The organism is Allobosea sp. 01N443 (assembly GCF_056399325.1).
Window position 1 is genome coordinate 12,086 of sequence record NZ_JBFTRC010000132.1, and the last position, 20,021, is coordinate 32,106.

The following is a 20,021-nucleotide window of genomic DNA, read 5'->3' on the forward strand; positions in this document are numbered from 1 at the left end:
TCAATGGTTGGACGATCGGCGCCTCACGTTCAGGATAACCCGCGGGCTCGTCTTGCGCCAGACCATGCCGATCGTGCGCGATGGCTGGGGGTCCTTGAAGCGCGTCACGCAGACCGAGGCCGAGCGTGTCTCGACCGCGACTGCCATCTCCGGAATCAGGGTCACGCCCATGCCGGCATCGACCATCTGCACCAGGGTCGAGAGCGAGCTTGCATCCAGCAGGTCGCGCGGGTGCATGGTGCGCGGGTTCTTGTTGCAGAACGAGAGGGCCTGCTCGCGAAAGCAATGCCCCTCCTCCAGCAACAGCAACCGCATTTCGTGGAGATCCTCGCGATTGGGGGCTGGCTTCCCCTCGTCCTCGCGTGACCGGACGAGGACGAAGCTTTCCGTGAAGAGCGCGGCCTCGGTCAGCGAAGGCTCGGAAACCGGCAGCGCCACGACCGCCATGTCGAGCCGGCCTTCATTCAGCTCCTGCACGAGTTTCGGCGTCAGCGTCTCGCGGACATGGAGGTCCAGCCCGTCATGGAGGCCGGTCAGGTCGGCGATCAGGCCGGGCAGCAGATAGGGCGCGACCGTGGGAATCACACCGATGCGCAGCCTGGCGACGAGCCCGCCGCGCGAGCTGCGCGCATAGTCCTCCAGCTCGTCGACCGAGCGCAGGATGTCCTTGGTGCGCAGCGCGATCTCTTCGCCGAAACTCGTCAGCCGGACCTGGCGCCGGTCCCTTTCGAAGAGTTCGGCGCCGAGTTCCTCCTCAAAGGCCTTGATCTGCATCGACAGGGCCGGCTGGGAGATGGCGCAACTCTCCGCCGCGCGTCCGAAGTGGCGCTGGCGGGCCAGCGCCTCGAAATAACGCAGCTGTTTCAGTGTCAGGTTCGTCATAATCTTAGCTTATCGACGCAATCAGAAAATCGGAATTAATATAATGAAACCCTTTTGCTAAGAGGCTCCTTGCGACGATGAGGAGCAGGCAATGCCGAGACCGCCCCGCATGATCAAGACCGGTGGCGTTCCGCTCGTGGCCGACCTGGCCCAGTCCAGCCGCCGGCACCCGTCGATGTCCCTGTTTCCAGCCGCCCGGCTGGCAGGCCTGCCAGGCAGGCCATGAAAGCGGATCGCCTGCCCCGGCACCGACCCGCCTGTGATCGAGAAACGCGCAATCAGCGTAACGTGAATTGGAGAGAATCATGAATGCGAAGACTGAGGGGGGAGCCGGGAAATGCCCGGTCGCTCACGGGACCAGCGGCACCCAGAGCCGCGACTGGTGGCCCAACCAACTGCGCGTCGACCTGCTGAACCAGCACTCGTCCAAGTCCGATCCGCTGGACCAGGCCTTCGATTACCGGCAGGAATTCAGCAAGCTCGACTATGAAGAGCTGAAGAACGATCTGCGCAAGCTGATGACCGACTCGCAGGACTGGTGGCCGGCCGATTTCGGCCATTACGGCCCGCAATTCGTCCGCATGTCCTGGCACGCCGCCGGCACCTATCGCCTGAGTGACGGCCGTGGCGGCGGTGGCCGCGGCCAGCAGCGCTTCGCCCCGCTCAACAGCTGGCCGGACAACGTCAATATCGACAAGTCGCGCCGCCTGCTCTGGCCGATCAAGCAGAAATACGGCCAGCGGATCTCCTGGGCCGACCTGATGATCCTCACCGGCAATGTCGCGCTGGAGACCATGGGCTTCCGCACCTTCGGCTTCGCCGCCGGCCGCGCCGATACCTGGGAGCCGGATCTCGACGTCAACTGGGGTGCCGAGACCGCCTGGCTGACGCATCGCCCGCTCGATGCGTTCGACGCTCCGCTCAGCGCCACCGAAATGGGCCTGATCTACGTCAACCCGGAAGGCCCCGGCGCCAATGGCGACCCGCTCTCGGCGGCCCATTTCATCCGTGAGACCTTCGCCCGCATGGCGATGAACGACGAGGAGACCGTCGCGCTGATCGGCGGCGGCCATACCTTCGGCAAGACCCATGGCGCAGCGCCCGAATCCCACAAGGGACCGGAACCCGAAGGCGCAGGCCTCGAGGCGCAGGGCCTGGGCTGGGCCAGCAATTATGGCAGCGGCTTTGGCGCGGATGCCGTCGGCAGCGGCATCGAGGTCACCTGGACGCAGACGCCGGCGCAGTGGAGCAACCACTTCTTCGAGAACCTGTTCAAATACGAATGGGTGCAGACCCGCAGCCCCGGCGGCGCCATCCAATGGGAGGCGAAGGACGCGGAGGACGTCATCCCCGACGCCCATGATCCGTCGAAGAAGCGCAAACCGACCATGCTGACGACCGACCTGTCGCTGCGCGTCGACCCCGCTTACGAGAAGATATCGCGCCGCTTCCTGCAGAATCCGCAGGCCTTCGCGGAGGCCTTCGCCCGGGCCTGGTTCAAGCTGACCCATCGCGATCTCGGCCCGCGTTCGCGCTATCTCGGACCGGAAGTGCCCCGGGAAGAGCTGACCTGGCAGGATCCGGTGCCGGCCGTCGAGCATCCCCTGATCAATGACGAGGATGCGGCTGCGCTGAAGGCCAAGGTCCTGGCCTCGGGCCTGAGCGTCTCCGAGCTCGTCGGCACCGCCTGGGCCTCGGCCTCCACCTTCCGCGGCGGCGACAAGCGCGGCGGCGCCAACGGCGCGCGCGTTCGCCTCGCGCCGCAGAAGGACTGGGAGGTCAACCAGCCCCTGCAGCTCGCCAATGTGCTCAAGGTCCTCAAGGGCATCCAGTCGGAGTTCAACCTGGCCGCGACCGGCGGCAAGGAGGTCTCGCTGGCCGACCTGATCGTGCTGGCGGGCAATGCCGGCGTCGAGCAGGCGGCGAAGGCTGCCGGCCAGAATGTCACCGTCCCGTTCGCTCCGGGCCGCACCGATGCCTCGCAGGGACAGACGGACATCCATGCCTTCAACGTCATGGAGCCGCAGGCGGACGGCTTCCGCAACTACCAGAAGGCGGCGCTCAAGGTGCCGGCCGAGGTGGCCCTGATCGACAAGGCGCAGCTGCTGACGCTGACCGCACCCGAGATGACCGTGCTGGTCGGTGGACTGCGCGCGATCAACATCAATGTCGATGGCACGAGCCACGGCGTCCTGACCGACCGTCCCGGCGCGCTGACGAACGACTTCTTCGTCAACCTGCTGGACATGGGCACGCAGTGGAAGGCGAAGCCTGACTCCAAGGACGTGTTCGAGGGCACCGACCGCAAGAGCGGCGCGCCGAAATGGACCGGCACCCGCGTCGATCTCGTGTTCGGGTCGAACTCGGTGCTGCGTGCGCTGGCGGAGGTCTATGCCAGCTCGGACGCGCAGGCGAAGTTCGTGAAGGACTTCGTTGCGGCCTGGACCAAGGTGACGAACCTCGATCGCTTCGATCTGGTCTGATCCAGACGAATAATACCTTCAGCGGCCGCTCCCGGGCGGCTGCTGAAGCTCTGTCCTTGCCCGTGAGCCAGGCTCGACTTCGGGCCAGGGGTCAGTGAGAGCCCGGCGCCCCTGACGTCGATGGCCCCTGCCCCGTCTTGCAAGATCCGGCTATTCCAGCCATCTGATGGGCCGCGTTCCCCAGCCAGACAGCATGCAGCCATGACAACCCAGACCGCCGAAAGCCGAAGCTTCGAAGCCGATGTCTCCCGCCTGCTCCATATGATGGTGCACTCGGTCTATTCGGACCGGGACGTCTTCCTGCGGGAGCTGATTTCCAACGCCGCCGACGCCAGCGAGAAGCTGCGCTACGAGGCCATCGCCCGGCCGGAGCTTCTCGGCGACGACCTCAAGCTCGCGATCACGATCGCGGCCGATCCCGAGGCCGGCACGCTCGTCATTGCCGATAACGGCATCGGCATGAGCCGCAACGAGATGATCGAGGCGCTCGGCACCATCGCCCGCTCCGGCACGCGCGGCTTCATGGAGCGCATCGCGACCGCCGAGGGCAAGGAAGGCGCACAGCTCATCGGCCAGTTTGGCGTCGGTTTCTACTCAGCCTTCATGGTCGCCKACAAGGTCGAGGTCGTCAGCCGCCGCGCCCGCAGCGACGAGGCCTGGCTCTGGTCGTCGGACGGCAAGGGCGAGTTCACCGTCGCCCCCGTTGGGCTGGATGATGCCCCTCTGCGCGGTACGCGCGTGACGCTGCATCTGATGGAGGATGCCAAATCCTATGCGGAGCGCTGGACGCTGGAGCGCATCGTCAGGGAACAATCCGGCCATGTGCCGGTGCCGATCTCGCTGATCGAGAAGCCGGGCGCGGAGGCAACCACGCTGGCCGACGGCGCGGCGCTGTGGGCCAAGCCCAAGAACGAGATCAGCGCGCAGGACTACACGGATTTCTATCGCAGCGTCGCCGCGCAATATGACGAGCCCGCCACGACGGTCCATTTCCGGGCCGAGGGCCGCCATGAATACACCGCGCTGCTCTTCGTGCCGGGCGGGCGTCCGTTCGACCTGTTCGACGCCGATCGCAAGGGCCGCATCAAGCTCTATGTGAAGCGCGTCTTCATCACCGACGAGGCGGAGTTCCTGCCGCGCTATCTGCGCTTCGTGCGCGGCATCGTCGACACCGCCGATCTGCCGCTGAACGTCTCGCGCGAGATGATCCAGGACAGCCCGCTGCTGAGCGCGATCAAGAAGGGCGTGACCAGCCGCGTCCTCTCCGAGTTGTCGAAGCTCGCCGAACAGGACGGCGATAGCTTCGCCAAGATCTGGGAGAATTTCGGCGCGGTCATCAAGGAGGGGATCTACGCCGGAATTCGAGGGCAAGCCGTTCAAGTCGGTGACGCAGGGCGCAGCCGATCTCAGCCTGATCCCCCTGCTCGACGATGCGACGCCGCCCTCCGCCGAGACGAGCGAGGCGGTGCAGGCCTTGCTCGCGGCGATGAAGGAGATTCTCGCGGGTGAGGTCGCCGATGTCAGGGCCTCCGACCGGCTGACCGACAGCGCGGTCTGCCTGGTCGCGGCGGAAGACGGGCCGGATCGCCAGTTCGAGCGGCTCTTGACCGCGGGCGGGCGCATCGAGCGCGCAAGCAAGCCGATCCTCGAGGTCAATCCGCGGCACGCGATGATCCAGGGACTGGCCGGCGTGCAGAACGAGGCCGTGCGCAGCGATGTCGCAAACCTCCTGCTCGATACAGCCCGCGTGCTCGACGGCGAGCGCCCCACCGATGCCAAGGCGTTCTCCGAGCGCCTGAGCCGGCTGGTCGCGCTTGGCCTTGCGGCCTCGTAGGAACCGGATGCAGCGTGCGTGCCGGTTCGGCGCGCACGCCCTCTCGGCTCCAGGCGAAAGGCGCCGGCGACGCTTCCGCGTCAGGCGATTTTTGGGCGCAAAACCAAGGCGTTGCTAGCGAATTCTGCGACTTTGAATCGCCTGGGTTGACCTGCCTCTCACGGGAGGCATGAGCCTCAGGCGCTGGTGAGCTGCGCCTGCAGATCGGCGAAATCCGTGAACACCAGATCCGGCCATTGGGCGAGCAACGCGGCAGGGGCGTTGTAGCCGAAGGTCACCGCCMCGCAGGCCATCCCGGCCTTGCGGGCGGCCTCGATGTCGCGGAGCTCATCGCCGATCGCGATCGCGCGCTCCCGGGGGACGCCCAGCCGCTTCGCAACAGCCTTGAACTTGGCGCTCTTTCCCCAGAGCGAGGCGCCGCAGTCGAAGGCGCTGACATGCTCCGCAGCCCGGCCCAGCGTTCGCCGGATCGTCTCCTCCGCATTGGAGCTGACGACGGCGATCCTGATGCCGTGACGGGCGAGGTTTGCGAGCGCCTGTTCGACACCGTCGAAGAGGCGAACCTCGCCCTGGCTCTGCGCATTGAGCTGGCGCATATGCGCGGCGATCGCGGGGATCTTCCACAGGGGAACACCGAGATGGGCCACAATCTCGCGGCTACCGAGGGCACGCAGATCGTCCCTCTCCTGCTCCAGGACCTCGCGAAAGCCAAATCGCCGGGCGGTCTCGTTCAGCACCGAACAGAACCATGGAAAGCTATCGGCCAGCGTTCCGTCGAAATCGAAGATGGCGAGCGCGTAGCGAGGCATGGCTGAGCGTGGAGTGTGAGAGGTTTGCGGGGATAACCCGAACTGCGGCGGCGGAGGACATTCATTCGAATGAGACGCCGCTTGTCCGGTATCGCTTCGTGGTCGTGGATGACAGAGGCATTATCGCAATGTCCGGGTTCTGTGCATGGCCCATCGCTGTTGCGGGTCCGATCCGGAGCCCCGCGGCAGAGCAGAGCGAACTCACTTCTCCGCCGCGAACCGGCGGCGGCGGGAGGYGCGACGTGGCTTTCTGGCGGCAGCTATTTCGGGAACAGGAACTGGAGCTGGGCCCTGAGCTGCCAGTCGGCGCCACCGCTGGGCTTTGCGACGTTGTAATAGGCTGCGAGCTGCGCGTTGACCGGCTGATGGCCGATCTTGAAGACGCGTCCGAAGCCGCCGCCGACCGGCACCGTCCAGCGGTCGCCATGGCCGGCCTCCCAGTCGGCGGTGATGATCGGGGACGAGGTCAGGTACCAGCCGCCGTGGAAATTGTAGTTCACGAAGGGCTGCAGCGTCATCGCGTTGACCGCGCTGCGGTTGCTCTTGCCCGCGAAGGACCAGACATTGTTGACGAGRACGCCGACGACCCAGGGGCCTTCGATGGCCAGRGCGACGAAGGCGGGGCCGGCCGAGTACTTGCCGSYGGTCAGGGTCTTGTCGGTGCCGGTCGGGAACACGAAGGTCGGGCCGATGCCCCAGATGATGCCGTGCGTCGGCTGCTTCGGCGAGAAGAAGAAGCTCGGGTTGATGTCGCCGAGGCCGAACTCGCGCTCGCCATTCACCGTCAGGGCCGGTTGCGCGATCACCGGCGTGATCCAGCGCGTGATCAGGTTCCAGTCCTTATTCAGCGTGATCGGGATCACGGGCTGGATGTTGAGCACGTTCTGCAGCTGCTTATGCGGCCCGACATTGAAGTTGAAGTTGTTCTGGAAGGGCAGGCTGATCATGTCGGCAACGGGGTTCTGCGCCGCCTTGGCCAGATCGGCCGTGCTTTTCCCAGGTTCCTCCTGCGCGACCGCGAAAGAACTCGCCAAGCCGATTGAGATGGCGAGCGCGAACCTCAGTGCCAATCGCCCGCAGCCATCGCGCCGTGCAGACATGAGATGCTCTGTCTGAAGTCCAGACCGCCTGCAGCCAGTGGAACAGAGTTCAGTCTGGGACGCTAGACCACGCGACACCTGGCAAACGTAAAGTTGAGCCTCCGTTGTTTGCGGGACACATCTGCGCGAAGATTGTGCCGCATCTCCAATCGCCGCAACATAAGCGATTGCCCTCCAGGAACCTCTGCCAAGACCGGGGCAGCCCCCCTCCCTTCGGTTCAGGGCTCAGTCCCGATCACCTTCAGCCGGCTGGGTACGCTCCCTGCTCAGGTTGCCACGGGCGCCAGGTGCTCATCGTCGATCGAGCGCGTATCGCCTGTCTCGACCAGCGTTCGCGTGGCGTCGATCGAGGCATAGATCCAGAGGATCCTCATGCCCTCGGTCGCCGAGACGTTGCGAAACCGATGCGGCAGATCGGCGGGGATGAAGGTGATGTCGCCTGCCGCGATCGGGTACTCGACACCGTCGATTTCGGCGATGGCCTCGCCTTCCAGCAGCATGACGCTCTCTTCGCAATTGTGGCTGTGCAGCGGGATCGCAGCCCCCGGCTCGAAGATGGTGATGCCATTGATGAAGCTGGTCGAGCCCGTGCGACGCGTGACGAGCGGGACCGTTTTGGCCCCACCGCCGCGCTGGCGCGCCGGGATCTCGGACGGACGAAGAACGGCGGGCCTGGCGCGAGCCGTATCCGGATTAGTCGACATGCGATCTCTCCTGATGAATTGGGTTCAGGATCGGACGGGCCCGATCCAAGCGGCGTTCGGCTTCAGGCCGCGACACGTCCCGAAAGTTGCCGGCGCAATTCCGCGGTCACAGCCTCCGCGAAGGCATCCGTGCCCAATGTGCCGCCGATATCGCGGGTGCGCGTCGCTGGATCGTCGAGGACGACATCAACGGCGCGTTCGATCGCGCCCGCGGCCGCGATCAGCTTGGCATTGGCGTCGCGCCGGCCTCGCCAGTCCAGCAGCATCGCAGCCGAGAGAATGAGGGAGGTCGGGTTCGCCAGGTTCTGGCCTGCGATATCGGGCGCGGATCCGTGCTGGGCCTGCGCGACGCAGATGTCATGGCCGGTATTGATCGAGCCGCCGAGACCGAGGCTGCCGGACAGCTCGGACGCCTCGTCGGAGAGGATGTCTCCGAACATGTTGGTCGTCACGATCACGTCGAAGCGATCCGGCGAGCGGATGAGCAACGCGGCCGTCGCGTCGACGATCAGTTCCTCCAGCTCCACATCCGGAAAATCCTCCGCGACCTTGCGGACCTCGCTCAGGAACAGGCCATCCGACAGCTTGACCACATTGGCCTTGTGGACGGCGGTGACCTTGCGGCGGCGGCCACGCGCCAGCTCGAAGGCGGCGCGCGCGATGCGGGCCGAGGATCTCGCCGTGATCTTGCGGATGGACAACGCCATGTCGGGATCGGGCATGAACTCGCCGCCGCCGGCGAACATGTTGCGGTCCGAGTAGAATCCCTCGGTGTTCTCGCGCACGATGACCAGGTCCATCGGCTTGCGCAGGATACTCAGGCCCGCGCGCGACCGGCAGGGGCGCAGATTGGCGAAGAGCTCGAAGACGACGCGCAGCTCGGCAGAGGGATTGATGCCGCCCTTGTCGCGGGCCGGATATTCGTAATGCGAAACCGGGCCGAGGATGACACCGTCGACCTCGGGAATCCGGGTCATGACGTCCTGCGGCAAGGTCGTGCCCTGCGCCCTCAGGCTGGCGAGGCCGATCTCGCGGGTCTCGATATCGAGCCCGAGCGCCAGCGCCGCATCGGCAACGTCGAGTACCGCAAGGGTGGCGGTGGTGATCTCGGGTCCGATGCCGTCACCGGGAAGAACGAGGATTTTCATCGTGAACCTGTGGGGTTGTGTTMATCGCCGCGCGATCCGCCCCCGGGTGGTGCCCCCGGGGGCTCGTCTCAGGCTGCTGCCCGCGACAGCGCACCGTTCAACGTCGGGTGCTTCGTCAGGCCGGCATTGACGTTGACGCTGCGGTCGAGCTCGATCGTGTCGCCYTCGATGCGGAGGATGACGGTGTCGCAGAACACGGTCTCGACATAGCGCCACGTCATGACGAAGGTCGCCTCGTCGCGCCAGACGCCGCTTGCGATCACCCGCATGAGGTCCGGCTGGTAGGCGTGATGCAGGTCCTGCCCGCTCATCGTCGTCTGGCCTTCGATGCCATGCCCGAGGCCGAGCGTGATCTTGTGCGTGCCGCGGTGGTCGACGAGACGGAATTCGCAGTGCCCTGCCGCGAAGCTCAGCGACGCTTCCGATACGTGGTTGGCATTCGGCGCGAAGCGAATGGTGCGGCCGCTGATCTCGGACGCGCGAGGGCTCTGCAGCGCTCCCGCCTCGACCGGCATCGCCAGCGTCGCCAGGCGTGACGAAAGGGCCGCGTCGGCTGCCGCGGAGCCCGGCTGCGTCAGGGCCGGGAACAGCTCCGCCCAGACCGTGCTCAGAAGCCGCTTCTCGCTCAGCGGAAGGGCCGCGGTGATCGTGATCGCGGCGCGTTGCTCGGGCAACAGGATGTAATATTGCCCGAAGACGCCGGCGGCGCGGGTGCCGCCATGGGGCGTCATCCACCACTGGTAGCCATAGCCCGGGCGGATATCGGGCACGCCAGCGGGATCGGCCGGGCGATAGCGCTTGCCGTCGAACGACATCATCTCGAATTCGCCGACATGATTGTGCCGTGTCGCCCGGACCCAATCGGCCGGGATCACCTGCTGGCCGTTCCACATGCCGTCCTGGAGATGCAGGACGGAGAACTTCATCATGTCCTCAGCGGAGCAGCTCAGCCCGTTCCCGCCGGTGCCGATGCCTTCCGGCGAGACATCCCAGCTGATCTCCCCCATGCCGAGCGGGCGGAACAGGCGCGGTTCCAGATAGTCGCTGACGGTCTGCCCGGTCAGCTTCGTGACGATGGCCGACAGCATGTAGCTGGAGCCGCTGCTGTAGACGAAGCGCGTGCCGGGGCGTTCGACGACCGGCTCGTTCAGAAACGCCTCGATCCAGCTTCCGGTGAGGTAGCGCCATTCGCCGCCGGAGAGGCCGGTGCGGTGGCCCGTGCGCATGGTCAGCAGGTCCTTGACCGTCATCGCTGCGAGGTTCGGGCTGATTTCGGCCGGCAGATGCTCGGGGAAGAAATCGACGACCTTGTCGTCGAGGTCGAGCAGCCCATCGGCATGGACGAAGCCGACCGCGACGGCCGTCCAGCTCTTCGTGGCGGAATGCTGCATATGCGGGCGGTCGGGACCGAACGGCTTCCAGAAAGCCTCGGCAACGACGGCATCGTCCTTGAAGACCATGAAGCTGTGCAGTTCGAGGCCGGCGAGCTGCACAGCGTCGAGAAAGCGCGTGATCCCGGCAGCGTCGACATCGCGCGATGAAGGCGTCGCCCGCGGCAGTCGTGTCAAAGTCATGGTCCAATCCTGTTCAGCGGAAAGAGCGTCAGGGGCGGTGCGCCCGGCATCCGCGCCTGACGAGAGAGTTTGGGGATGAGCTTCGGCACCGGCGCCGGCCTGTCGGCCATCATGGCGGTGCCCGGCATGGGCTACCTGGCGATGGAGACACCCCAGGCTCGCGGTTGCCCCATGGCCCAGCTCCTGTACCCGGAGACATAGGAGCGGGCAGCGCTGGTCCGGACCTCCGAGTAGAGCACGATCATCGGAACATCCTCGCGAAACATCACCTCGAGCCTGTCGATGATCGCCTGACGCTGCGCCGGGTCGGCGACCTCCATGCTTTGAGCAAGGAGCTTTTGCGCCTCGGGGTTGTCCCAGGCCTTGCGGGGCTGCTCCGCCTTGGAACCGGTGAACATCTCGAAGGACAGCGACGGGTCGAGCCGCGCGGAAAAGCCGTGCGACATCAATTGATAGGACCCCGCGAGATAGCGGTCCTGCTGCGCGCCCCATTCCAGCACGTCGAGATCGATCGTGATTCCGGCCTCCCTGGCCATGGCCTGCGCGATCACCGCCTGGTCGAACATGCTCTGGTAGCGCTTGTTGGTGATCATCCTGATCGGCTGCCCCTTGTAGCCCGCCTCCGCCAGAAGTTTCCTGGCGGTGGCGAGATCGCGCGCGATCGGCTGCGCTTGGAGCTTCCGGTGATAGGCGCTCGCCGGCGGGATCGGTGAGTTGTTKGGCTTGGCCGTTCCCTCGCTGACCTGGTCGACCAGGACGGGCAGGTCGAGGGCGAGCTGCAAGGCGCGTCGGATGCGGACATCGGACAGCAGCGGATCCTTGGTCTGAATCAGGATGTCGTTGACATTCATCACCGATGCCGAGTCCAGGGTGACGTCCTTATTGGCCTTGTACTCGGCCAGATCGGCGTTCTGGACATCGAAATTGACGTCGATATTGCCCGCCAGCAGGGCTGCCTTCGCCGTCGACTCATCCGGGATGATGGCGAAGCGCAGCTTTTGGAGCGTGGTGGACTTGTTGCCGGTGAGGCCGTCCCGCGCCCCCGGCAAGGCGGAATATCTGTCGTTGCGGACCAGATCGATGAACTGGCCGCGCCGCCATTCGCCGAGCTTGAAGGGTGCCGTCGTGACAGGCGCAAGCCATTTGCCATCGGGGCCGAGCGAGCTCCTGTGGTAGATGCCGGTGCCGCCGCAATCGGGACGGGCCAGGGTCCCGAGGAAGAGCGCGGAGGGTTTTGCAAGCGTGAATGTGACGGTTCTGGCGTCCTTGGCGACGACATCCGTCACCTTCACGGCGCCGCGCCCATCGACCTCGGAGAGGCAGCGCCAGCCGGTGGCGGGATCGGTGTAGCGCTTCCAGGCGAACAGCACGTCGTCGCTGCCGACCAGCTCGCCATTGCTGAAGTGGAGATCGTCCCGCAGCACGAAGGTATAGGTCCTGCCGTCCTCGGAGACGCTGATCGATTTCGCCAGGAGCGGACCGACGCTCGCATCCTCCCTGAAGGCGACCAGCCCTTCGAAGAGATGGTTCTGGACCGCGTCGGTATTGGCATCGCGATTGACGCCCGGATCGAGCGAACGGATATCGGCGTTGAGGCGAAGGCGGAGCGGCTGCGCCTCCTGGGCATTCGCGATGCCGGCCACGAGGCCGGAGGACAGTACCAGCAGCGTGGGCAGTCTCATCTTGATCCCCTCGTTTCTTGAGTTGGCTTCAGCTCCACGGGGCCATCGCTCCGCGGCCCATGGGCATGATCGATTCAAGGCCGCCGATCGTGCCGTCTCACTCGGGACGCCGACGGTTGCGCGCGGCACTTCCATCCTCGTTTCCGGCGAACAGACCGCGATGCGCGGCCTGGCCGGAATGCTCGGCGCGCGGATCAGGCGCCCTGCGACGCCAATGGCTGGCATCCGGATCGCCGGGTGGCCGGCGCCCTGCCCGCTGCGATCCGGCGTGCCCCCGCCGTATGGGCGGCCGCGCTGCCGCGACGGGCCGGCGATTTCATGCGGCGGGCAGTGCGAGGAAAACGGCATTGTTGCTAAGCTCTCCCCTTCAAGGGCTGCCCGGGCCCGCCGCAGCCTTGACGAGACGTATCAGAATGTTTTTTGTGATACAATGACCATTATGGACACTGAAACCGGCCGCCAGCCCACGCGCCTCCAGGAAGAGCTCGCCGGGCGCATCATGGATCTCGCCCGCGCCGACGGCGTCGCTCCGGGCGACCGCCTGAACGAGAAGACCCTGGCCGAGCGCCTGAACGTCTCCCGCTCGCCGGTGCGCGCCGCGCTTGATCTGCTGGCCACGCGCGGGCTCGTCATCCGGCGGCCGCAGCGCGGCGTCGAGTTGCTTGCCGCCTTGCCGGCGGAAGCGACCGCATCCGGCGAACGCTCCGGCGATGACGACCTGCTGGTGCGTATCGCCGCCGACCGGGACAATGGCAGGCTTGGCGACGACATCTCGGAAACGGAGCTGATGCAGCGCTACGATGCCGTGCGCCCCACGGTCCGCAGGGCGCTCGACCTGCTTGCCGATCTGAAGATGGTGGAGCGCAAACCGGGTTATGGCTGGCGGTTCCTGACGCGCTGGAGCGCAGAACTACGCCGGGAGAGCTACCGGTTCAGGCTGATCATCGAGCCGGCCGCGCTTCTCGAGCCTGGATTTGCGCTCCTGCCCGGCTTTGCCGAAGAGATGCGGCGCCAGCACGATGAAAGCCTGTCCCTGCCCTGGAGCGAATCCTCCAGCGTCGCCTTCTTCGAGATGAACGCGGCATTTCACGAGGGCCTGGCCGAGGCCTCCGGCAACCGCTTCTTCCTCGAGGCCATGCGGCGCCAGAACCGGCTGCGGCGTTTCTCGATCTATAACTGGAAGCACGGCTTTGATCGCGTGCGGGCCAACCACAGCGAGCACATGGAGATCCTGACGCGGCTGGAGGCAGGAGATGCGGAACTGGCCGCCGTACTGATGAGGCGCCATCTGGAGATCACCGGGAGTATGATCCTGCCCGCCCCGCAGTAAGTGTTTTTTGTCCGGAAGAAGTTAGCAGAACCCAGGAAGTCAGGCCGTGCAGCCTGTTCGGCCAGCTCCTGGGAATGAGGCGCGGCCGTCAGTGCGGCACGAGAACCATGTCGTCAGAGGGCGGCATGGCGCGGTCAACCGATGCCGGATGCGAGCCTAAAGAGCCGCCCCGAGGACCGGGTCGCGGCTTCCGGGAAAGCCGCGGCACCCACGGAGGGTCAGATCATCGCAACGACGACCGGCACAAGCGCCTGGCCGATATTGCGGGTGTTCTCTGCGTCCAGGTGCACGCCGTCGATGACCGAAGCCTTGGCAACCGAGGCGGCGTCGAAGAAGCTGCAGCCGCGGCGTCGGGCAACGGCGTCATATTCCGGTGCCAGGCGCCGGGATTCCGCGATATCGCGCCCGCCGACGGGCAACCCGTCCGGTGCGCGCGAGGCAGCGAAGATCGGCGGCGACACCACCAGGATCTTGGGCGCTGCGGCGCCCCAGCCATAGGGAAAGCTCTGTGCGATCTCGATGAGCCGGTCGATTCCCGCGGCAGCCCCCGCGGCCCGCCCGCAGATATGCGGCTTGAGATCATTGGCGCCCAGCATGATGATGAGCAGATCGAGCGGATAATGGCTGCCGAGCAGCGTCGGCAGGATCCGCGCGCCATTTCGGTCAGACGGCGACATGTGATCGTCGAAACAGCTGGTTCGTCCGCCCAGCCCCTCAGTCACGACGGTTGCCGCGGACCCTAGCCCGGCCGCGAGCACATTCGGCCATCGGTCCTCGAACGCATGGCGGCCGCCGTGCAGGTGGTCCGAGCCCCAGGTGAGGCTGTCGCCGAAAGCCAGGATCGTGAAGCTCATCATTCATTCCACAGCGAAGTGCGGGGCCGCGCTGCCGCGGAGGGCTCGACTGCCCTTCCCGACCGGACGCGTTGCCGTATCCGCCGGGACGGACGCGATCAAGCCCGTCGACGATCCTTGGGCGACCGACGCAGGCAACGCCTTCCCGGAGCCTCTGGACCTGCCGAGGGCAGAGCAAGGTCGTGCTGCCCCGTGGACTCATGAAAGACGGCGTGAAACGCTGCGTCAGGCTGTGGGGAGATTGCCGTGAAGATGACTATCGTCGTGAGCAGCGTGCTCTTGGGCATGCTGGGGTTGGCCTCGACTGCGTCGGCGCAGTCAGGCGGGACGAGGCCGGAATGCAGGGGCATGAAGAATATGCGCGCCTGCAACTGTGCTCTCAACAATGGTGGCTCGATAACTGCCGATCCGCATCGCCCGGGCAAGATCAAATGGAACGCAGCGCCCCGGCGCACGCCCGCGCATATGGCCTTCATGAACTGCACGAATCGATCGGGGACATAATCGCCGGGACTTGAGGGCGCGTGACCTTCAAGAGCGTTCTTGGGTCCCTGCTGCTCTACGCACTGTTATTCTGCGCAAGCTTCAGCGCCAGCTTTGCCGGCCTCATCTGGCTCACGGGCGCGCCATGGGCCTCGCCGCTCGCCGAAGGGCACCGGATGCTGGCGGTCCTGTCGTTCATGATGGCCGGCGTTGCCACGGACCGGTTCTGGCGTGTGCTTCTGCTCGGTGCACAGGTCTGCGACCGGCGGCGGCAGTCGGGGGCCCTTCGGTTGTGCCCGGAATGGTTGAGAGCAGACATCTTCAACGGAAGGAACCCGGAGCTTCCGCCTGGCAGGTATTGACAGGATACGGGGACCGGGCGGCTGCTCAGTCGCTTTTCCGGTCGACTAGATGCTCAACCAACTTCATCATGCCCTGACTCGGCTACAAGCGGGCCGTGCATATGGGGCGATGGCTTCGAGCGACCGGAGCAAGGCGACATTCCGCTCACGGCCCTGTTTCCGCCCTTGCTTCCGGTCTCATCGGGTTCTTCGCGTCCCTGCCCGCGCAGGCACAGTGCGTACCCGATCCGCCCGGAGCCGGGGCGATCGTGACCTGCTCGGGTACGGACGCCGATGGTTTTGCGGCGCCGGYCAACACGCCCGTCACCATCACGGTCGCGCCGGGCGCAACCGTCCAGCAGGCACCAGCGACCGGTCAGGCTGTCACCTTCGGGCTGAACACGGCCGGGAACCTGCTCAACAATAACGGCTCGATCATCGCATCCGGAAGCGCTGCCACCCCCCTCACCGGCGTGGCCTTCTCGTCCGGGACCGGGGCCGGGACGAGCGTTCTCACCAATCTCGGCATCATCTCCGCGACGAATGCCGGAGCCGGCAATGCGCTCGGCATGTCCTTCTTGCAAGGCAACGCGGGCTCACCATCCGGATCGCCAATGCCGCTGGTGCGACGATTGCCGGGACTGCGACGGGAGGCGGCGCAGGCATCGGCGTGAACCAGAGTTTTGCCGCCGGCGCGTCGGCGCGCGCGCTGGTGTTTGACAATAGCGGCATCGTTCGCGGATCGACCAACGGGATCGCGGCCGGCACCGGCGCCTCCAGCGCGGCTCAGACCATCACCATCAATAATGGCGTCGGCGGCGCGGCCGCGCAGATCCATGGCGGAACCGGCCCCGCAATCACCTTTGCCGGCAACGGGCTCAATACCGTCAACAACCTCGCCACGGGCACGATCAACGGCGATATCGTCAGCACGGGGAACGCGCCGCTCATCATCGACAATTCCGGCACCATCAATGGCAATGTCAGCCAGGGCAACGGAGCCGATACCTTCATCATGCGCGGCGGCCTGGTGAACGGCACCGTCGACCAGGGCAGCGGCCTCGGCGATGGCGTCGACCGCTTCGTGATGGCCGGCGGCACGATCAACAGCAACGTCAACCAGGGCGGCGAACTCGATTTCGCGACGGTGTCCGGCGGCGTCATCACCGGTGGGCTGAACGAAGGCGACTTCGTCACGGTCACCGGCGGCCAGATCGGCTCGATCGACATGACGCTCGCCAACAATGTGCTGACCATGTCTGGCGGGTTGATCGTCACCAACGTTCTGGCGGCCCAGAACAACGACACGCTCAACCTGTCCGGCGGGCGCATCGGCGGCTTCGTCAATTTCGGCAATGGCGACAACGTCTTCACCATCTCCGGGGGCAGCGTCGGCGGTTTCCTGCTCAGCGGCACCGGAGCCGACACGGTGAACTGGACCGGCGGCGGCGTGCTCGAAACCGGCTTCCGGCTCGGCGCGGGCAACGACGTGGCCGTCTTCACCGGCCTGACGGCTGCGAATATCGTCCCGACGGCCATCATCGATGGCGGCCCCGGCATCGATCGGCTGACCTGGAACAATACGAGCGCCACCGGCGTCGCGCGTTTGATCAACTGGGAGCTGTTCGAGCTCACCAACAACTCGCAGCTGACTTTTGCCAGCACACTGACGCTCGGCGACGCCGGAACCGGGACGGGCACGCTGTCGATCGATGCGACCAGCACTGTCTTCGCCGGGAATGGAGTGCATGCGATCGCGCCCTTCACGCCGGGCCAGCTGGTGACGGTCACCAATGCCGGCACGATCGATCTGACCAACGGCCCGGCCGCCGCAAGCGACAGCCTCACGATCATCGGGAATTATGCCGGCCAGAATGCGCGGATGCGGTTGCAGACGGTGCTGGGAGACAGCGCCTCGCCATCGGACCAGTTGATCATCTCCGGCGGCTCGGCGAGCGGGCAGACCCGAATCACGATCCTCAACCTCGGCGGAACCGGCGCTCCGACATTCGGCAGCGGCATCAAGGTGGTCGACACCCTGAACGGCGGCACGACTGCAGCTGGAGCCTTCAGCCAGGCCGGGCCGATCGCGGCCGGCGCCTTCGAATACGCGCTCTATCGCGGCGGCATCGCGGCCGGCACCGAGCAGAACTGGTATCTCCGCTCCACCCTGCCCCCACCGACAACCGTGGTGCCGCAGCCACAACTGGCTGCAGGCGCCGAGAATGCCATCCTGGCGCCGTCGCCGGGCGCGCCGACGATTGCAAGCCCGGACGGGCCGGTGGTTGCGCTCTATCGTCCGGAAGTCGCGACCAACGCGATCACGCCCGCGACCGCGCATGCTGGCGCTCGGTACGCTCGGCACCTTCCACGAGCGCCAGGGCGACCAGGACCTGCTGCGGGGAACCGGCATCGCCTCTGCCGGCTGGGGACGCGTCTTCGGCCAGCATCGCGAGCAGCGCTTCTCGGGCGATGTCAGTCCGGAGTTCAAGGGCAGCATCATCGGCCTGCAGACCGGCCTCGATCTTTACGGCGTCGACTGGCAAAGCGGCCATCGCGACCGTTTCGGCGCCTTCTTCGGCTATGGACGGGCCGAGGGCGATGTCCGCGGCTTCGCCCTTGGGCAGCTGCGCGCCTCCACCGGCAAGCTCGGGCTCGATTCMTACAGCGTCGGCGCCTACTGGACCCATGTCGGACCGGCCGGCTGGTATCTCGACACCGTCCTGATGAACAGCTGGCTCAATGGCACGCCCCGTTCCGACCGCGGCATCCGGTCGGACGCCGATGGCACGGTCTTCACCGGCTCGGTCGAGGCGGGCTACCCGATCGCGCTTGGCGGCGGCCTTATCCTGGAGCCGCAGGGCCAGCTCATCTGGCAACGCACATCGTTCGATCAGACCCGGGATCTGTTTTCCGCGATCAGCCAGGACAGCAGCGACGCGCTGACGGGCAGGATCGGCGCGCGACTGCGCGGCAGCCTGCTCTGGGGCACGACCGAGATCAGACCCTATCTCACCGCCAATCTCTGGCGCAGCTTCGGCGGCAACGACAAGACGCTGTTCGACACCAACCTCGTCACGACACAACGCGGCGCGACCGCATTCGAAATCGGCGGCGGCGTCACCGCGCAGGTCACGCAAGCCATCAGCCTCTACGCCGAGGCGAGCTATCTGACGAATGCCGATTCGAACCACAGCCGGGGCTTCGGCGGCAATGTCGGGCTGCGCGTGACATGGTAGCGGCGATCGGGCCTGACATCCGCCGCAGCCCGTGCGCCCGGCCCGGGCTTGGAGATCACTCGCACGGCGTCAGTGAAGCCGGGTTCGCCCAATGACCGTCGAAAAGCCCCGCCTGGCGAGGCGGGGCTTCCATACGTGGCGCAAAGCCCGAGTTGGTGGCCGCTACATCTTGTAGATGTCGCGATCCTTGGTCTCCGGCAGGAAGATCAGGCCGATGATGAAGGTCATCATCGCGATGATGATCGGATACCAGAGGCCCGAGAAGATGTTGCCGGTGGCCACCACGATGGCGAAGGCGGTGGGGGGCAGGAAGCCGCCGAACCAGCCATTGCCGATGTGGTAGGGCAGCGACATGCCCGTATACCGAATGCGTGTCGGGAAGAGCTCGACGAGCAGCGCGGCGATTGGCCCGTAGACCATCGTCACGAAGATAACGAGGAGGAACAGCAGGCCGACAAGAGTCAGTGCCCGGCTATCCGCGAACAGGGCTCCCAGCGACTGAACCTTCAGGATCGATGCATCGCCGGCCTTGGGGTATCCGGCGGCGTAAGCCGCATCGACGACCGCGGCGCCTGCCTTCTCGCCGGGATTGGCGACATCGGTCCCATTCACCTTGACGGCGACCGGTGCGCCGGCCGCGCCGGGCTTCAGATCATAGTGCATCGAGGTCGACGCGAGCGTGCGCCGGACGAGGTCGCAGGGCGCAGTGAAGACGCGCACGCCGACCGGGTCGAACAGCGAGCCGCAGGTTGCGGGATCGGCGGTGATGTCGATCTTCACACTCTCCGTCGCGGTCACCAGCTTCGGATTGGCGACGGTAGCGATCTTGGTGAAGAGCGGGAAATAGCTCAGCGCCGCGACCAGCAATCCAGCCAGCAGGACCGGCTTGCGGCCGATCTTGTCCGATAGGCTGCCGAAGAAGACGAAGAAGGGTGTGCCGAGCAAAAGCGCCAAGGCCAGGATCAGGTAGGTCGTGGTCGCGTCGACCTTCAGCGTCTGCGTCAGGAAGATGAGCGCATAAAATTGCCCAGCATACCAGACGACGGCCTGGCCCGCCGTACCGCCGAGGAGCGCGATGATCGCGATCCTGGCGTTGGACCAGGTGCCGAACGCCTCGGTGAGCGGGGCCTTTGACTGGCTGCCTTCTTCCTTCATGCGTTGGAAAGCCGGCGATTCAGCGAGCTGCAACCGGATCCAGATGGAGAAGCCGAGCAGGATGATCGAAAGCAGGAACGGCACACGCCATCCCCAAGCGTTGAAAGATTCGGTCGACATGCTGAAGCGCAGCCCCAGGATGACCGCCAGCGCCAGGAAGAGGCCGAAGGTTGCGGTGATCTGAATCCAGCTCGTGTAAAAACCGCGACGGCCCTGCGGGGCGTGTTCGGCGACATAGGTCGCGGCGCCGCCATACTCGCCGCCGAGCGCCAGGCCCTGTAGCAGGCGACAGATGATAAAGGCGATCGGGGCCGCGATGCCGATCGTGGCATAGCCAGGCAGGACGCCGACGAGGAAGGTCGCGAGGCCCATGATCGTCATGGTGACGAGGAAGGTGTATTTG

15 protein-coding genes and 2 pseudogenes are annotated in these 20,021 nt (G+C 65.8%); 7 read left to right on the plus strand and 10 right to left on the minus strand.

Annotated features, from left to right (window positions below; genetic code table 11):
- On the minus strand, positions 1-882 hold the full coding sequence (locus AC1DRP_RS25410; protein ID WP_476769886.1) for a hydrogen peroxide-inducible genes activator: 882 nt from the start codon (positions 880-882) through the stop codon (positions 1-3).
- 91 nt (positions 883-973) lie between these two features.
- Here AC1DRP_RS25410 and AC1DRP_RS25415 point away from each other — a divergent pair, with 91 nt between their 5' ends.
- The 3 genes and pseudogenes from AC1DRP_RS25415 (at position 974) to htpG (ending at position 5,199) form a co-directional block, all read left to right on the plus strand.
- Positions 974-1,108: a hypothetical protein gene (locus AC1DRP_RS25415; protein ID WP_441492304.1), complete on the plus strand. Its 135-nt coding sequence runs from the start codon at positions 974-976 to the stop codon at positions 1,106-1,108.
- Between the two features lie 79 nt (positions 1,109-1,187).
- On the plus strand, positions 1,188-3,365 hold the full coding sequence (gene katG / locus AC1DRP_RS25420) for a catalase/peroxidase HPI (protein ID WP_441508300.1): 2,178 nt from the start codon (positions 1,188-1,190) through the stop codon (positions 3,363-3,365).
- Between the two features lie 201 nt (positions 3,366-3,566).
- A pseudogene (htpG, locus tag AC1DRP_RS25425) lies at positions 3,567-5,199 on the plus strand (molecular chaperone HtpG).
- A 176-nt stretch (positions 5,200-5,375) separates the two neighbouring features.
- Here htpG and AC1DRP_RS25430 read toward each other — a convergent pair.
- The 6 genes from AC1DRP_RS25430 to AC1DRP_RS25455 form a co-directional block, all read right to left on the minus strand.
- Positions 5,376-6,008 carry an HAD-IA family hydrolase gene (locus AC1DRP_RS25430; RefSeq protein WP_476769887.1) on the minus strand — a complete coding sequence of 211 codons (633 nt, stop codon included), beginning with the start codon at positions 6,006-6,008 and terminating at the stop codon, positions 5,376-5,378.
- A 260-nt stretch (positions 6,009-6,268) separates the two neighbouring features.
- Positions 6,269-7,108 (minus strand): hypothetical protein, encoded by an 840-nt coding sequence (locus AC1DRP_RS25435; protein WP_476769888.1) that lies wholly within the window; start codon positions 7,106-7,108, stop codon positions 6,269-6,271.
- Positions 7,109-7,374: 266 nt separating this feature from the next.
- On the minus strand, positions 7,375-7,812 hold the full coding sequence (locus AC1DRP_RS25440) for a cupin domain-containing protein (RefSeq protein WP_441506809.1): 438 nt from the start codon (positions 7,810-7,812) through the stop codon (positions 7,375-7,377).
- Between the two features lie 62 nt (positions 7,813-7,874).
- The gene (locus AC1DRP_RS25445) at positions 7,875-8,960 is read right to left on the minus strand and encodes an isocitrate/isopropylmalate dehydrogenase family protein (protein WP_441506810.1); all 1,086 of its coding nucleotides are present in this window, start codon (positions 8,958-8,960) and stop codon (positions 7,875-7,877) included.
- 68 nt (positions 8,961-9,028) lie between these two features.
- Positions 9,029-10,534, minus strand: a complete 1,506-nt coding sequence (locus tag AC1DRP_RS25450) for a serine hydrolase domain-containing protein (protein ID WP_441506811.1) — start codon at positions 10,532-10,534, stop codon at positions 9,029-9,031.
- A 131-nt stretch (positions 10,535-10,665) separates the two neighbouring features.
- Positions 10,666-12,216 carry an ABC transporter substrate-binding protein gene (locus tag AC1DRP_RS25455; RefSeq protein WP_441506812.1) on the minus strand — a complete coding sequence of 517 codons (1,551 nt, stop codon included), beginning with the start codon at positions 12,214-12,216 and terminating at the stop codon, positions 10,666-10,668.
- Between the two features lie 439 nt (positions 12,217-12,655).
- On the opposite strand from AC1DRP_RS25455, the gene AC1DRP_RS25460 reads away from it, so the two are divergent.
- Positions 12,656-13,546 (plus strand): GntR family transcriptional regulator, encoded by an 891-nt coding sequence (locus tag AC1DRP_RS25460; protein WP_441506813.1) that lies wholly within the window; start codon positions 12,656-12,658, stop codon positions 13,544-13,546.
- A 218-nt stretch (positions 13,547-13,764) separates the two neighbouring features.
- Here AC1DRP_RS25460 and AC1DRP_RS25465 read toward each other — a convergent pair whose 3' ends face one another.
- Positions 13,765-14,400: an SGNH/GDSL hydrolase family protein gene (locus AC1DRP_RS25465; RefSeq protein ID WP_441506814.1), complete on the minus strand. Its 636-nt coding sequence runs from the start codon at positions 14,398-14,400 to the stop codon at positions 13,765-13,767.
- A gap of 524 nt (positions 14,401-14,924) precedes the next feature.
- On the opposite strand from AC1DRP_RS25465, the gene AC1DRP_RS25470 reads away from it, so the two are divergent.
- On the plus strand, positions 14,925-15,245 hold the full coding sequence (locus AC1DRP_RS25470) for a hypothetical protein (protein ID WP_441506815.1): 321 nt from the start codon (positions 14,925-14,927) through the stop codon (positions 15,243-15,245).
- Positions 15,246-15,600: 355 nt separating this feature from the next.
- On the opposite strand, the gene AC1DRP_RS25475 is transcribed toward AC1DRP_RS25470, so the two are convergent.
- A complete protein-coding gene (locus AC1DRP_RS25475) occupies positions 15,601-16,974 on the minus strand; it encodes a hypothetical protein (RefSeq protein WP_476769889.1) in 1,374 nt (457 codons plus the stop codon).
- Positions 16,975-17,004: 30 nt separating this feature from the next.
- Between AC1DRP_RS25475 and AC1DRP_RS25480 the strand changes: the two are divergent.
- Both AC1DRP_RS25480 and AC1DRP_RS25485 read left to right on the plus strand, forming a co-directional pair.
- Positions 17,005-17,328, plus strand: a pseudogene (locus AC1DRP_RS25480) (autotransporter outer membrane beta-barrel domain-containing protein); the annotation flags it as partial.
- A 235-nt stretch (positions 17,329-17,563) separates the two neighbouring features.
- On the plus strand, positions 17,564-18,463 hold the full coding sequence (locus AC1DRP_RS25485) for an autotransporter family protein (RefSeq protein WP_441506817.1): 900 nt from the start codon (positions 17,564-17,566) through the stop codon (positions 18,461-18,463).
- A 162-nt stretch (positions 18,464-18,625) separates the two neighbouring features.
- On the opposite strand, the gene AC1DRP_RS25490 is transcribed toward AC1DRP_RS25485, so the two are convergent.
- A partial coding sequence (locus tag AC1DRP_RS25490) for an MFS transporter (RefSeq protein WP_476769890.1) occupies positions 18,626-20,021 on the minus strand: 1,396 nt, incomplete at its 5' end.